This is a genomic window from Jeotgalibacillus proteolyticus (assembly GCF_050107735.1).
In the GTDB taxonomy this organism is placed as follows: Bacteria; Bacillota; Bacilli; order Bacillales; family Jeotgalibacillaceae; genus Jeotgalibacillus; species Jeotgalibacillus proteolyticus_A.
Genome location: NZ_JBNILO010000010.1, coordinates 84697 through 98372, shown reverse-complemented (window position 1 = coordinate 98372; position 13676 = coordinate 84697). Strand labels below are relative to the sequence as shown.

Annotated in this window: 12 protein-coding genes; 8 read left to right on the top strand and 4 right to left on the bottom strand. The window is 42.2% G+C overall.

From position 1 onward, the window contains the following. Positions 1–46: 46 nt before the first annotated feature. The 3 genes from ACQCT8_RS15150 to ACQCT8_RS15140 form a co-directional block, all read right to left on the bottom strand. Positions 47–1051 carry an ATP-binding protein gene (locus ACQCT8_RS15150; RefSeq protein WP_426872413.1) on the bottom strand — a complete coding sequence of 335 codons (1005 nt, stop codon included), beginning with the start codon at positions 1049–1051 and terminating at the stop codon, positions 47–49. After that, positions 1048–1737 (bottom strand): response regulator transcription factor, encoded by a 690-nt coding sequence (locus tag ACQCT8_RS15145; protein WP_426872411.1) that lies wholly within the window; start codon positions 1735–1737, stop codon positions 1048–1050. Before ACQCT8_RS15145 ends, ACQCT8_RS15150 begins: the two co-directional genes overlap by 4 nt. A gap of 372 nt (positions 1738–2109) precedes the next feature. Next, positions 2110–2808, bottom strand: coding sequence for a Type 1 glutamine amidotransferase-like domain-containing protein (locus tag ACQCT8_RS15140; RefSeq protein WP_426872409.1), 699 nt, complete (start codon positions 2806–2808; stop codon positions 2110–2112). A 282-nt stretch (positions 2809–3090) separates the two neighbouring features. Between ACQCT8_RS15140 and ACQCT8_RS15135 the strand changes: the two genes are divergently transcribed. The 3 genes from ACQCT8_RS15135 (at position 3091) to ACQCT8_RS15125 (ending at position 5725) form a co-directional block, all read left to right on the top strand. Next, on the top strand, positions 3091–3747 hold the full coding sequence (locus ACQCT8_RS15135) for a hypothetical protein (protein WP_426872407.1): 657 nt from the start codon (positions 3091–3093) through the stop codon (positions 3745–3747). Positions 3748–4043: 296 nt separating this feature from the next. Beyond that, a complete protein-coding gene (locus tag ACQCT8_RS15130; RefSeq protein ID WP_426872405.1) occupies positions 4044–4829 on the top strand; it encodes an SDR family NAD(P)-dependent oxidoreductase in 786 nt (261 codons plus the stop codon). A 383-nt stretch (positions 4830–5212) separates the two neighbouring features. Further along, positions 5213–5725 (top strand): DinB family protein, encoded by a 513-nt coding sequence (locus tag ACQCT8_RS15125; RefSeq protein ID WP_426872403.1) that lies wholly within the window; start codon positions 5213–5215, stop codon positions 5723–5725. Positions 5726–5818: 93 nt separating this feature from the next. Here ACQCT8_RS15125 and ACQCT8_RS15120 read toward each other — a convergent pair whose 3' ends face one another. After that, complete coding sequence (locus tag ACQCT8_RS15120; protein ID WP_426872400.1) at positions 5819–6364, bottom strand: GNAT family N-acetyltransferase; 546 nt, start codon at positions 6362–6364, stop codon at positions 5819–5821. Positions 6365–7017: 653 nt separating this feature from the next. Here ACQCT8_RS15120 and ACQCT8_RS15115 point away from each other — a divergent pair. From ACQCT8_RS15115 to ACQCT8_RS15095, 5 genes are all read left to right on the top strand, one after another. Beyond that, entirely contained in the window at positions 7018–7704 is a 687-nt protein-coding gene (locus ACQCT8_RS15115; RefSeq protein WP_426872398.1) for a response regulator transcription factor, read from the top strand. After that, positions 7697–9067: a sensor histidine kinase gene (locus tag ACQCT8_RS15110; RefSeq protein ID WP_426872396.1), complete on the top strand. Its 1371-nt coding sequence runs from the start codon at positions 7697–7699 to the stop codon at positions 9065–9067. The genes ACQCT8_RS15115 and ACQCT8_RS15110 overlap by 8 nt, the downstream gene beginning before the upstream one ends. A 166-nt stretch (positions 9068–9233) precedes the next feature. Then, positions 9234–12287: an efflux RND transporter permease subunit gene (locus ACQCT8_RS15105; RefSeq protein ID WP_426872394.1), complete on the top strand. Its 3054-nt coding sequence runs from the start codon at positions 9234–9236 to the stop codon at positions 12285–12287. A 22-nt stretch (positions 12288–12309) separates the two neighbouring features. Next, positions 12310–12606, top strand: a complete 297-nt coding sequence (locus tag ACQCT8_RS15100) for a hypothetical protein (protein ID WP_426872393.1) — start codon at positions 12310–12312, stop codon at positions 12604–12606. A 298-nt stretch (positions 12607–12904) separates the two neighbouring features. Next, positions 12905–13660, top strand: coding sequence for an ankyrin repeat domain-containing protein (locus ACQCT8_RS15095; RefSeq protein ID WP_426872391.1), 756 nt, complete (start codon positions 12905–12907; stop codon positions 13658–13660). The last annotated feature ends 16 nt before the right edge of the window (positions 13661–13676 follow it).

The window sequence follows — 13676 nt, the reverse complement described above, 5'->3', positions numbered from 1 at the left end:
GTCCTTTGATTGTCCTAACAATAAAGCAAAGCGTGTGACATTTTTGTCACACGCCCTGTATTTTGAGAAATTGATTTTCTTTTGGGAAGGTAATCGTCACGATGGTTCCCGTGCCCACAGTTGACTGAACAGAGAGGTGAAGCTGAAGGGGAACGGAAGCCTTTTTTGCCAGATACAGCCCCATGCCGGTCGCGTGCTGATCGGGATTGCCGGTAGAGGTGAAGCCTTTTTCAAAGATTCTCGGAAGATCACGGGCGGCAATGCCGCGGCCCTGATCAGACAGCGTCAGAGTGGTCTGACCCATATGCTGAGAAGAATGAAGGGCAATATCAGAGTCTTCATGGCTGTACTTTACGGCATTGGTTAAAAGCTGCCTTAGAATAAAAGAGAGCCACTTCGCATCTGTAAGCACATGAGGTGAGTCCAATACCACTTCAAAGCCGATTTTCTTTTTTAAGCACCAGGAACGCAGTGTATGAATTTCACTATAAATTAGTGGCTCAAGTTCGACTTTTTCAATAAACAAGTCATTTTCAATGAAAGGGATACGTTTTTGATGCAGCTGTTGATCAAGCAAATAATAGATTCTCAGCCATTCATACATGAGCTCTGATTTTAACTGGTGATTTTGGGTCCGGTCAATGATTAATTTCATCGCAGTTAAGGGCGTTTTTATTTCATGAATCCAGGAAAGTAGCTCGTCCTTTTCCTCTTCAAGAAGCAGCTGATTATGGGAAGCATCCTTTTCCAGTCTTTCAATGGCGGTGGTAACCTGCTCATAAACAGATGCTTCAAACGGGCTGTTTGGCTCAGGGAAGCTGGTGAGATCTGTTGTCGCTTCCCGAAGTTCGAGTTCTTTATAAAAGAGCGTTTCTTTAAAATAACGGATGACGACAAACACGGAAGAAATGACGAGTGACAAAAAGACGTAATACATCATTGAACTGAAAGACAGGGAAGGGTCGAGGTAGGCGATGGTCAAACCCACCAGCTGCAGGAGCAAAATGAGTCCAATCCAGCTTATTCTCTCCATCAGAAATTTCCTGATCATTTTTCCACCTTCTCAATCGCCGTGTACCCTTGTCCGACCTTCGTTTCAATGGCGTGGCCAAGTCCAATCTCCGCCAGTTTTTTTCGCAGTCTGTTCACATTGACGGTTAACGTATTATCGCTGATAAAGCGCTGATCATCCCAAAGCAAATCCATTAGATACTCACGGGTCACGACCTTATTTTTCCGTTCAACGAGAAGCTTGAGGATGAAGATTTCATTTTTCGTCAGTTCAATCATGCCCTGATCGTTTTTCACACGATTGCTTTCCATGTCGATCGCAGCCCCCATCCACATTCTCAGGTCTGATGTGGTTGAGCTGTAGTTATGCACCCGGCGCAAAATTGCCTGAACCTTTGCGATCAGTACTTCAAAATGAAACGGTTTTTGTATAAAATCATCTGCCCCCAGATTCATTGACATCACCATATCAGTTGGGTGGTCGCGTGAGGATAAAAAGATAATGGGAACATTTGAATGCTCACGGATCATGCGGCACCAGTGAAAGCCATCAAATTTAGGAAGCTGAATATCAATAATCACTAAATCAGGCTGGGTCTGGGCAAAGCTTTCCATGACCTTCTGAAAATCATTTACGCCATACACCTCATATTGCCAGTCCGTCAGCCGGTCTTTAATCTCTTTAAATAAGGTTTCATCGTCTTCAATTAATAGGATTTTAAACAACTCGATCACCTGCGCTTTCAGGTAAAGTATAGCAAAAAGGGGAGCGGGGAGGGAAATTCAGGTCAAGTGAGAGGAAGATAGTTGAGCCAAAAATAGGCTGTTATGAAGACCCGAGAGCGCAATAGTAAAAAGAGCGGGGATACAAAAATGGTCACAGGCTCATTGACCGGCTCACTGCGCTTCAGGTGGACGCTTTCCGCAGGGACGGCGCTAAGCCTTTCCATGGCGTTGCCCTGTAAAGTCTTAGCCTGCCGTCATCTCCTGCTGGAGTCGCCACCTTCCGCTCCGTTCGCCTCTTACTCGGTATAAATACTGCCTCGTTTATAAAGCTATCTTGAGTTTTGTCCCAACCTCATTCATTGTAGATGATATTCAAGAGTTGAATCGTGTCCATTGTCCCTCAGAAATGACTTCAACGCTGCCATTGATCACTTTGATGGCTGTTTGGTCATCTATTGCGTAACCCGGTACTGATATGCCCTTGGCCCACTTTTCTGCATTTTCCAATGTATTGTCCGGCAGCATTTCGTGACCTAAATGAGGAAATATCGCAAAATCCACCAGACCGAGTGCAGCATCTCCTCCAGCAGGCGGACGCCAGCCAATAAATTCTTCACCAATTTTCGGGGCCATCACCATGCTCCCGGCGCTCATCCCCACATACACGGCATTCAGCGACGGCAAAAGATCTGTCAGACCGGATTCCCGCATCCAGTGATTCAGGAAAAGGGCGTCTCCACCAGATACCAACAGGACATCCGTTTCCTTTACAAGAGGAACCCACCGGTCATTTCCGATGCTTGGGAGCGCAGTCAGCTCGAGAATGCCAACCGATTTCCAGCCAAGGTCGACCATAGGATTTTCAGCATTTCCGGTGATAAACTCCCAGGCTTTGACGCCGGGACCGACCCATGGGTGACCGTACATGGCAGTCGGAATGCACAAAGCGGTGCAGTCTTCGATCGGCTTGTCGAGCATGTCCACAAGCGCATGATGGATGGAAGAGTTATTGACACCTGCAGAAGTGAGCAAAAGCTTTACATCTGACGTTTTCAAATCCTGATTTAGCATAGAATATTTCCTCCTCCTAAGACCTCTGATTGATAATCGTAAACACGTAGAATCCCCAAGGGCACCGAAATGTCTCTTTATATTGTTATTGTTTTGCCAATCAGATGTAACTGCAAGCAGTGGCTTTGGGTATCTACACATTCGCTGGAAGTTTAAACAGTATAACCTCACATTCTCCTGATTTACAGACTAAAATGCCTGATTAATTAATACGATTAATTTGTCCAATCATTTCTTAAATCTATGAATATCCTAATAGAAATAAAGAAAGGAGGTGTAATAATGCGTAAAAATAACAATGTTGTTCGAAATACTGAAACTGAGCAGGCTAATAAACTTATAATTGAAGAGACAATTAAAAGAATTGAAGATAAGTTGGACGAAACCAGCGATGCGAATTCTGCTCAACAGCTTACTGATCTTTTGACTAGTTTTCAACAAGTTCAGCAGGCCAGTTGTCTGGAAATCTTGGTCGATCAGTGTACAATTGAGATTCCTGTTAGTTCAGTTTTAACGGGTGAACCTCCGTTTATAGTAAATGTTCTAAACGATCCATTTTTCTTAAGCTGCTGTATCACTCCAGTGCAAGTATCTGCGTGTACCCCATGTGGAATGGTAGAGGGAGTGACGGTGAATGAAGTGAAGGCGATCGGCTATATCAACTATTACTTTAACCTTGAGTTCAGCACCTTTTTTAATGATGGAGAGAGTGGCTGCGGGCTGATCAATGTTTTGCCATTTTCATGTACTGGAACCACGTGCGCAGACCGGGTAATCTGCTATACCTCGTTAGAAGATGAGAATCCGTGTCCAGATTTTTGCGATGGCGGTGTCCAGTCAATCGCTATCTTAGCCGCTGCTTCACGTGCAGGAAACAAAGCCACTTTAACGTACAATGTTTTCCATGTACTTCCAGGTTGTAATGTAGAAAACGAATAAATCTTCCTATTTATCAGTGCCGTTCATAAAGGAAGGTATGCTGGTGTTAAAGAACCCCACCATGTAACAGTGTTAAATGGGGTTCTTTTTTTAGTTGAATAATTTATCGTTTAGGGGAATGGCTGTAAATAGTTGAGATCAAGAGTTTTTTCTATTGTTTTTGATGGGCAAATACAAATGTACCGGTTGAAAGATTTCTTTGCTGCGGTGGGCAATTAATACCTAAGGGGATGTTTAAAAGATTTACAGGGTGATATAGAGGACATATAAAAGTCATTATTAAAGGAGAATGGGATATGTCAGAACAACGTTCACTTGCAATGATTACAGGCGCATCGTCAGGATTAGGTTTTGAGATAGCAAAGCTATTTGCAAAAGATGGCTATGACCTTGCCATTACGGGTTCAAGCGATGGTATTTTTGAAGCGGCTGAAGAACTTCAGAAGCTTGGGATAGAAGCGTATCCCCATAAAGCAGACGCTGCGACCTACGAAGGGGTTGAAGGATTTTGGAAGTTTGTCAGTGACTTAAAGCGCCCAGTGGAGGCCGCTGTGCTGAATGTTGGAATTGGTATCGGGGGAGGCTCCTTTCTAGAAACCAGCCTTGAAGAAGAAATGAGGCTTATTTCTATCAATATCACAGGTACCGTACATACAGCTAAAAGAGTCGTAAAGCATATGGTGCCAAACGGCCGTGGCAAAATCCTGATTGTGTCTTCCATTTCAGCAACAACTCCAACACCGTACGAAACGGTATATGGTCCATCTAAATCATTTGGCTTTGCCTTTGCCGAGTCTCTTCGCGAGGAGCTTCGTGACACAGGCGTTACCGTAACGGCGCTGCTGCCTGGAGCCACCGATACGAACTTTCATGACAATGCTGGAATGAGCAACACGCAAATCGGTTCTTCAAGCAAAAATGACAAAGAGCTTGTCGCCAAGCAGGGGTACGAAGCGCTTATGAACGATGTGGACCATGTTTTTGGCGGAGACGAAAAAACAAAGAAAGAAGGAGAAGGCAACCGCACAACATCTGAAACCGAGAAAGCGGCCATACACGCAGAGAAGACACGACCTAGGTAAAAAAAATATAGAAATTACCAGTGATCATCACTGTGAGTACACTGCTAACGAAGACCCCCATTAGCTATAAGGCTTGATGGGGGTTTTATTAATTTAGAACCTTACTTAAATCAATTTTTTTTATTCTCTTTTAGGAGGTTCTTAGTTTAAAATAAAAAGCCTCCGTTTGAAAACAATACTCACCTAAAGGTATTTACAAGAGTTTGTACCCTCGCAAGAACGTGACTCACTTTTTTATGGTTAGAAGCATGCATTTTTAGATTTCAAAACGATCACTCTAGTAGTCTGTTAATTATCAGAATTTTTGTTGTATTTTTAAGGTGATATGAATAAACTTAATCTTGATAAAAACATTTGTTTTAGTCGGGAAGGACGAGATACAGATGGATAATCTGAAGTTGATTGATGCATATAAAGGTTTCTTGCAAAATTATTCGAGGAAACAATTAAGGTATATACCTGAGCAAGGAGTTTGGTCCATCGGCCAAATGTATGACCATCTAATTGTTTCAGCTCAGGATTATCTTGACCACGTTGAGGATTGCGCATCCGCTGGCAGAGAACAAGAGGAGGGGAAGACGGAGTTTGGCGAATCTATATTTTCAACTGGTGGATTTCCTCCAATTAAAATTACGTTACCGGATGAAATGAATGCCCCGCCTGACAATTCAAAAAGCAGAGAAGTCTTGATCCTTGAACTTGAACAATTAATGACTAGGGTAAAGGAATGGGAAAAGAATCTAGGGGATATTAATCAAAAATACAAAGCTGAACACGGAGGTTTTGGGTGGCTGAATGCCCGGGAATGGTTTGCTCTTATCGAAATGCATTTTCGTCATCATCTTAGGCAAAAGGATGACTTGGATAAAAGATTGGGCTTAAAAGCAGACCATTAACGATGGTTATGATCCTGCCTGTGTTAATAAACTTTACCCATTCTGCCCCTTAAGGCCATCTGGCTTTAGGGGCTTCATTAAATAACGTGCCGGTTATTTGAATAACTTATACCAATACAAAGTGGTTTCTATATTTGGATTATAGGACTGTTTCAAGGTGTCAACTCCACCTAGTAAAAATCCTTGTATCACATAAAACCTGCACGCTCCAAGATTATCATCCTGCGTTTCCAGAGACATTCCGATAAGATCTCTTTGTTTAGCCCACTCTTCCGCTTTAGATAAGAGCAGCTTCCCAATTCCATATCCCCTAAATTCCTTTTTCACAGCAATATTTTCAATATAGCAGAAGTGATTCCAATCTTTCGTTATTCTAATTTGCCCAATGGATTTAGTATCTTTATAGGCTAAAAATAGAGCTTTATCCTCCTGATTGATATATTGGCTCCAATCAAGTTGATCATCCGGGAAACGAATTTCTTGAGTTTCATTGAATAGTTTCTCTTCAAAAGACCATTTTCCCGATTGAAAAATGGGTACAATCTTACCAAACACTTTAAAAGAATCATTTGTATTATTGATGTCTTTGATTAATTCGTTCTGAAGTGGAAAAATTGTGATTTCTTCTGCACTATTCATTTTACACCTTCCATTTCTGAAAAACGATTTTACTAGTACAATTTTAACTACCTACCTTATTCAATTTTACTGCTCAATTAGTTAAATAAGAAGCCTTTATTACACGTTTCAATAATTTGAACTTAGAATTAATCAGATCTGTTAAATAATGCGCTTCGAAGAACACTGGCAGAGTTTGTCTTAGCAAAAGCTGTTGATGCAACCAACAGGGTAAGAAGAGAGTGGGACGCTTACGATATAATAACGCCTTCATCATAAAAATTGAAGTGAAATCTGCCTCTTATGTTCAGTCATGGGCACAAACAAAAAGGCTGGGAAGTGAGCACAAATACCTATGCTGCAAAAACCATGAGAAGCGCAGATGTGTACGTGTTCTGCTTGTTTCATCGAATCAATGGGAATTTCTCCTGCTTTCTACTGAACAAATGATAGAGAAAAAGGAAATTAAAAGATTATTGGTTTAACCAATTTAGTAACAATGAAGCCGGTCAGGGCAGGCTTTCTTGGGCTGGACGAAGCCGTAAAAGAAATATTTTAAAATAAAAGCAGGGTACTGACTGTTGTTTGTGCGTATAGTAATAGAAATAGAGTAGTTATTAATTAAATGAGTTGTAACTACAAATAGCAGGATGACAAATAGGAGTGGGAATTTTATGTCACTAATATCTATTCTAGTTGTAGATGATGATAGCCATATAAGAGAGTTAATTAATCTTTATCTGACGATGGAAGGATTTAATGTGTTGCAGGCAGGGGACGGTGAAGAAGCTTTGGATATTATCAAACGCCAGCGCATCCACCTGGCTGTCATCGATATTATGATGCCGCGCAAAGATGGCTGGGAGCTTTGCAGGGAAATTCGTGAGGAGTATACGATCCCGATTATTATGCTGACGGCAAAAGGGGAAAGTGAAGACAAACTTAAAGGATTTGAACAGGGGACGGATGATTACATTGTAAAACCATTTGATGCTAAAGAGTTTGTAATGCGAACAAAGGCCTTGCTGCGACGGAGTAAAATTCACGCTGAAAAAAAGGCAGCTGTCGGAAATATTCGAATAGACGGCACAAGCCTGGAGGTCATGGTGGATGACAGTCCGATTGATTTGCCGCTAAAGGAATTTCAGCTCCTGTATAAGCTTGCCACCAACCCCGGACAGGTGTTTTCGAGAGATCAGCTTATTGAAGAAATTTGGGGCATTGATTTTGATGGAAATGAAAGAACGATTGATTCGCATATAAAAAAGATTAGAAAAAAGCTGGAGGAGAAGCATTCACTCGTGAAGATTACGACGATTCGCGGGCTGGGGTACCGGCTGGAGGCTGAACCTCGTGCTTAATTCATTGTATTCAAGAATGGTCATAACCTTTTTAGCTGTCGTCATCAGCAGTGTGACAGTTTCGTTTATTATCACCTATAACATGTATGAAACACGCGTGATGAACGAACTGGAAGATGAAATGATGCTTTCGGGCCAGACGATTATCAAGTTATACAATGAATTGGAACCTGAGAGTCTTGAAGGATATTTAGAAAGCGTATCTTCCATCCGCTATAATATTGCGTTGTTTACAGAAGACGGAGAAGCTTCTTATTATGGAAGAGCAAGACAGGAGAATTATGCAGACCCGGATGATATTGAAAACGTTCTTAGTGGAGAGATTCACAGGGTTACAAATGAAGATAAAAGATTATTAAAAAATGCCTCTGTTGGACTCCCCTTTGAAGCAAATGGAGAGAACTATGCCCTTTTTCTTAAGCCGGGAATAAATGGCAGGTTAAATCTTATAGAAGAAGCGCTTATGACGGTGCTATTAAGTGTTTTACTGATTGGGAGCATAATCTATCTTTTTGTAGCCCTTTATTTAGTTACCCCCATCAAAAAGCTGACTCTCTATACGTCAAAAATTGCGAAAGGGGATTTCACCGGACATGTTCCGGTTAAAAGAAATGATGAGATCGGCGAACTGGCTAAAAGCTTTCATACGATGAACCATGAATTAAATAACCTGGAAACCATGCGGCGGGAATTTATCTCGAATGTATCGCACGATTTTCAGTCCCCCTTAACTTCAATCAGAGGTTTTGCGGTGGCATTAAAGGAAAATGAATTTTCAAAAGAGCGTCAGGATCATTACTTAACGATCATTCAAACGGAAAGTGAGAGGCTGGCCAAATTAAGTGAAAACGTATTAAAGCTGTCTGTGCTTGAAAGCAAAGAAAATCCTTTGAATAAGGAAGTGTACCGTTTAGACCAGCAGATTCGGCATGTCTTTTTAACCCATCAGCCTCAATGGCTGGAAAAAGGAATTCACATTCATTTAGAGGATTTGAAGCCTATAGAATGGCTGGCAGACAAAGATCAATTAGAGCAGGTATGGCACAATCTTCTTATAAATAGTTTAAAATTCGTCGAGACCGGCGGAGAAATCAAAGCAGCTATTGAAGAAGAAGAAGAGAGCATATCTGTCATTTTTTCAGATACAGGAGCGGGGATACCTGAGGAAGACCTGCCTCATGTTTTTGACCGTTTTTTTACAGTTGATCGTGCAAGAGTAAGATCGAAGCAGGGAAGCGGACTTGGTTTGGCTATTGTGAAAAAAATCATCGACCTTCATGGAGGGGACATTCAGATTGTAAGTCGTGAGAATGAAGGAACTGCCTTTATGATTAAACTGCCAAAACGATCAGGACAGAACTAAAAGAAGGTTTAAAAAGCCTCCGCCTAACGCACAGTGAACCGGTCAAGGAGCCTTAGACACATTTGTCGAAGGCTCTGTTTTTGTTTGCTCTTCATTTAATCTTATGGTCATCTTCAGGTCACAATTCTTTTTTATGCTACTAGCATGAAAGAGAGGAGATACGAAGATGAGAAAATTGCTGGAGCTCAGCTTAAAGAATAAAATAGCTATTCTTGTGTTATCCCTGCTGGTCATTGCGGCAGGTCTTGTTTCATCCTCACAAATACAGGTGGAAACCTATCCAGACGTAGAGGCTCCTACTTTAATGATACAGGCAGTTTATCCGAATCACTCTTCTGAAGAGGTGGAAGATGAAGTCACGACACCGGTAGAAGAAGCGATAAAAAATGTTAAGCCTTATGACACATTAACCAGTACGACTAGAGACAACACTGCCCTCATTCAGGTGAGCTATGAATTTGGAGAAGACATGGAGGAAATTAATCGCAGCATCCAATCAGCGATTGATAAAATCAGTTTGCCTGAAGAAGCTGAGTTAGAATACAGAAGAGTTTCTGCCAGCTCAAAGCCCATCTACAAGCTTGCTTTTTCAGGAGAGAGCCTCACCACGCTGCAGGAGGATGTAACCGATGAATTACTTCCGCAAATACAGAATATTACCGGAGTAAGCAGTGCATCCGTTTCCGGCACATCAACTACACAATTAATGATTGAAGTAGATAAAGAAAAAAGCAAGGAAGCAGGCGTAACAGCTGCAGAAGTCGCAGATCATCTTGAACAGGCGAATTACGTATTGCCTTTAGGCTCACTTCAAAGTGAAGGAAATGGCATTCCAGTATCGCTTGAAAGCCAAATAGAAAGCATAGAAGAACTAAAGGAAGTAGAAATACCTGTTACACAAGGACCGGACACGCCAAATGCATCCCCCGCAATTGAGCAGCCACAAACATCCATTACTTTAAAAGAGATTGCAGAGATTAAAGAAGTGGAGCAGATCAACGCTATTACACGGTATAACGGAGAGTCAGCTGTTGTACTCGAGGTAGTAAAAACGCAGGAAGGAAATACGGCAGAAGTGGTTGATCTCGTAAAAAAGGAGGTTGAACATTTTAACGCACAGAGTGAATACGAGCAATTCACGATTATTGATCAGGGAGAAGAGGTAGAGAAATCCATTGATTCTCTTATAAAAGAAGGGGGCTTTGGTGCATTATTTACCGTCATTATTATTTTGCTATTCCTAAGAAATTTCCGTGCAACAATTATTGCCATTCTATCATTGCCATTGTCCATTTTAGGAACCATTGCTGTATTGGACTATCTGGGGTATACCCTGAACATTATGACACTTGGAGGCATTGCTGTAGCTATTGGACGAATTGTGGATGACAGTATCGTTGTTATTGAAAATATTTTTAAATGGCTGCAAAAGAAAGTGGAATACACCAAACGTGAGCTGATTTATCAAGCATCAAAAGAAGTGGTTGGAGCCGTAACTTCTTCAACAGTGGCGACCGTTGTTGTATTTTTACCCCTTGCATTTGTAGGGGGAGTGGTTGGAGAATTCTTCAGACCGTTTTCAATTGCTGTGGTGACATCCATTGTTTTATCGCTCCTTGTTGCATTCATGCTGATTCCTGTCTTAAGCCTGATTTTCCTCAAAACAGGAGTGCATGAGGAAAAACCGGGGCGGCTGCAGCGTGGATACGATTATGTATTAAAAAAATCCCTATCAAAAAAATGGATCGTTATCACGATTGCGATGGTTCTTCTGGCCGGCACGATCGCCATGATTCCATCAGTCGGCAAATCATTTCTTCCAAGCGGACCTGCGAGTGCTTTGCAGATTGAAGTGGAACTGCCTGCCTCTACTCCATTGGAAGAAACAGACGAATTGGCAAAAGAAATTGAAGTGGAATTAAGCCGCTATGAAAAAGCGGACTACGTCCAAACAGAGGTTGGGTCAGCAAATAACACAAGCGTGCCGGGACAAAACGGCTCAAATGAATATACCGCATTGTTTTATGTTCAGTTAAAAGAAGGTGAGACGGTTCCTTCCCATAAAGCTCCTCTTGAAAAAACGGTAGGAGGACTTGTGGATGAGCAGTATGAAGAGAGCTCAATCCGAATTCAGGAAGTACAGCAGATCGGCCCCCCTTCCGGTAAAACAATCGATATTACATTATATGGACAAAATCAGGATCAATTAATTGAGGCAGCAAGCCAGATTGAAGAAGCATTGCTGCAAAACGGGGATGTCACCAATGTAGCAAGCGGGGCTGAACAAAAACAAACCAAGCTTCAGCTCGAACTGACAGAAGATGCTAAGGAACAGGGAGTCACTCAAGCTGCCGTTTATCAACAGGTGGAAGAGCAAATGAATGAACATGCTATTGGAACGATGATTCTTGAAGAAGAAGAAAAAGAAATGCTTGTTTCCTACGATTCATTGCTTTCAACTAGATCAGATTTGGAGAATACAGAGATTTTAACACCGGCAGGACCGGAAAAGTTAGCGGATCTTGCAACGATTGAAGAACAGCAAATCCCAGCCGTGATTGCCCATAAGGACGCTGAATCCGCCTACACCATTTCGGCTGAAAGCATTTCTGAAGAAGTCGGAGAAGTGACCCAGCGTGTCGAACAGGATATTGCCTCTCTTTCATTGCCGGCAGGAGTAGAGTGGGAAGCGGGAGGAGGCCAGGAAATGATGGCTGAAGGATTTAGTGACATAGGCCAGGCCATGGCTGCAGCTGTAGGACTTGTGTTCTTAACACTTGTCTTAACCTATGGCGGAATCATCACACCCGTTGTTATCCTGACGTCCATCATCTTTGTACCGATTGGATCTATTGGTGCGATTATGCTGACGGGAGAAAGCTTATCGATGAGTGTCATGATCGGCATGCTCATGCTGATTGGAATTGTTGTCACGAATGCCGTTGTCATGCTGGACCGGGTGGAAAGCAATAGAAGACAAGGCATGCTATTGCACCAGGCACTTATTGAAGCATGCAATTCACGCTTTCGGCCCATCCTTATGACCGCACTTGCCACCATCCTGGCGTTAGTGCCATTAGCCCTTTCCCAAAGTTCATCAGGTGTTATTTCAAAGAGCCTGGCCATAACGGTTATAGGCGGTTTGACCACAAGTACGATCTTAACGCTGGTATTTGTTCCGGTCTTGTACAGTCTTGTTGGGAAATGGAGAAAAATCTAGAACAGTAGAGGGAGATAAAGACATGAAAAAGTGGATCGCTATCTCAGGAGTTCTGATAATTGCATTACTTGTTATTATGTTTATAACCAAGCCTTCTGAAGAAAAATATAATGCCTGGTTGATTGAAAACATAAGCACTCGACTTGATGAACAATCCCCTATGGCAGCCATGGGAATATCCCTTTTTGGGGAGCAAATTATTGAAAGCAACACAGTAGTAGAGGACTATATGATCTTTAACACGTTTGAAACTAAATTCCAGGAAAGGGAAATGAAATTTATCGGGGTATTTAATATGTTTATTCCTTTGTCTGTTTAACGCAATAACAAATAAGTAAAAGGGAGCTTGGGACAAAGGTGTCTCAAGCTCTTTGATCTGTTTACTGCGCTTCAGAGGGGATAGTTACTGCCTCATTTTTTGAACTTTTATTTAGTTATGTTTCAGCCTCCTCTTCTCAGGAGTAAAAATAAATTAACATTAATTTAAAGGTATAGGAGTTTAAATAGCGAAAGATTTATAAAAGTGAATGACAATGATGGACTAAACGAATCTAGTAACTATGTAGATCTTAATTGATATCATTTCGATCGGTTACCAGCTCAGAAAGGAGCAAACCATGACTATACTATATGAAGACGAAAACCGGACAGCAGAAATGATTAAGGCAATTCAAACAGGTCAGGTGGAAACATTCGAGCGGCTGATTGCTGAGCAGCCGCATCTTGTCCATGCAAGAATCGTTAGAAGAGATTATGTTGAGCACACCAAAGAGTTAGGCATGTCGCGTACCCTCCTTCATACTGTGACCGACTGGCCGGGGCACTTTCCAAATGGTGCGAAGACGGTGAAAGTTCTGATCGAGGCAGGCGCTGACGTGAATGCGAGATTCACAGGTCCGCATAGCGAAACGCCACTTCACTGGGCTGCGAGCAGTAATGACGTTGAAGTAATGGATGCTCTTTTAGATGGCGGCGCTGAGATCGATGCGGATGGAGCGGTGATTGGAGGCGGGACTCCGCTTGACGATGCGGTTGCTTTCGCACAGTGGAATGCAGCACACCGTTTAGTTGAACGCGGAGCACAAACGAAGCTTTGGAATGAAGCTGCTCTTGGGCTTATGAATCGAATTGAGCAGCGATTTCATGGCAGTAATTCCCCAACTCCTGAGCAAATTACTGAAGCATTTTGGTTAGCATGTCACGGCGGACAGCAAAAAGCAGCAGAGTATCTTTATGCTCGGGGTGCGGAGCTTAACTGGATTGGCTACGACAACCTGACCCCGCTGGAGGCAGCACAGCGAAATCACGCAGATCATGCATTGATCGAGTGGCTGATAAATCAGGGAGCTAAAGGTGCGAATGAAGAGTGTTGAAATTAAATAGAAATTG

What these genes read in the sequence shown, in the direction of transcription:
- ACQCT8_RS15115 (WP_426872398.1), top strand. Translation starts at nt 7,018, where the DNA reads ATGTCACTAATATCTATTCTAGTTGTAGATGATGATAGCCATATAAGA.
- ACQCT8_RS15120 (WP_426872400.1), bottom strand. Translation starts at nt 6,364, where the DNA reads ATGAATAGTGCAGAAGAAATCACAATTTTTCCACTTCAGAACGAATTA.
- ACQCT8_RS15150 (WP_426872413.1), bottom strand. Translation starts at nt 1,051, where the DNA reads ATGATCAGGAAATTTCTGATGGAGAGAATAAGCTGGATTGGACTCATT.
- ACQCT8_RS15125 (WP_426872403.1), top strand. Translation starts at nt 5,213, where the DNA reads ATGGATAATCTGAAGTTGATTGATGCATATAAAGGTTTCTTGCAAAAT.
- ACQCT8_RS15095 (WP_426872391.1), top strand. Translation starts at nt 12,905, where the DNA reads ATGACTATACTATATGAAGACGAAAACCGGACAGCAGAAATGATTAAG.
- ACQCT8_RS15105 (WP_426872394.1), top strand. Translation starts at nt 9,234, where the DNA reads ATGAGAAAATTGCTGGAGCTCAGCTTAAAGAATAAAATAGCTATTCTT.
- ACQCT8_RS15140 (WP_426872409.1), bottom strand. Translation starts at nt 2,808, where the DNA reads ATGCTAAATCAGGATTTGAAAACGTCAGATGTAAAGCTTTTGCTCACT.
- ACQCT8_RS15135 (WP_426872407.1), top strand. Translation starts at nt 3,091, where the DNA reads ATGCGTAAAAATAACAATGTTGTTCGAAATACTGAAACTGAGCAGGCT.
- ACQCT8_RS15100 (WP_426872393.1), top strand. Translation starts at nt 12,310, where the DNA reads ATGAAAAAGTGGATCGCTATCTCAGGAGTTCTGATAATTGCATTACTT.
- ACQCT8_RS15130 (WP_426872405.1), top strand. Translation starts at nt 4,044, where the DNA reads ATGTCAGAACAACGTTCACTTGCAATGATTACAGGCGCATCGTCAGGA.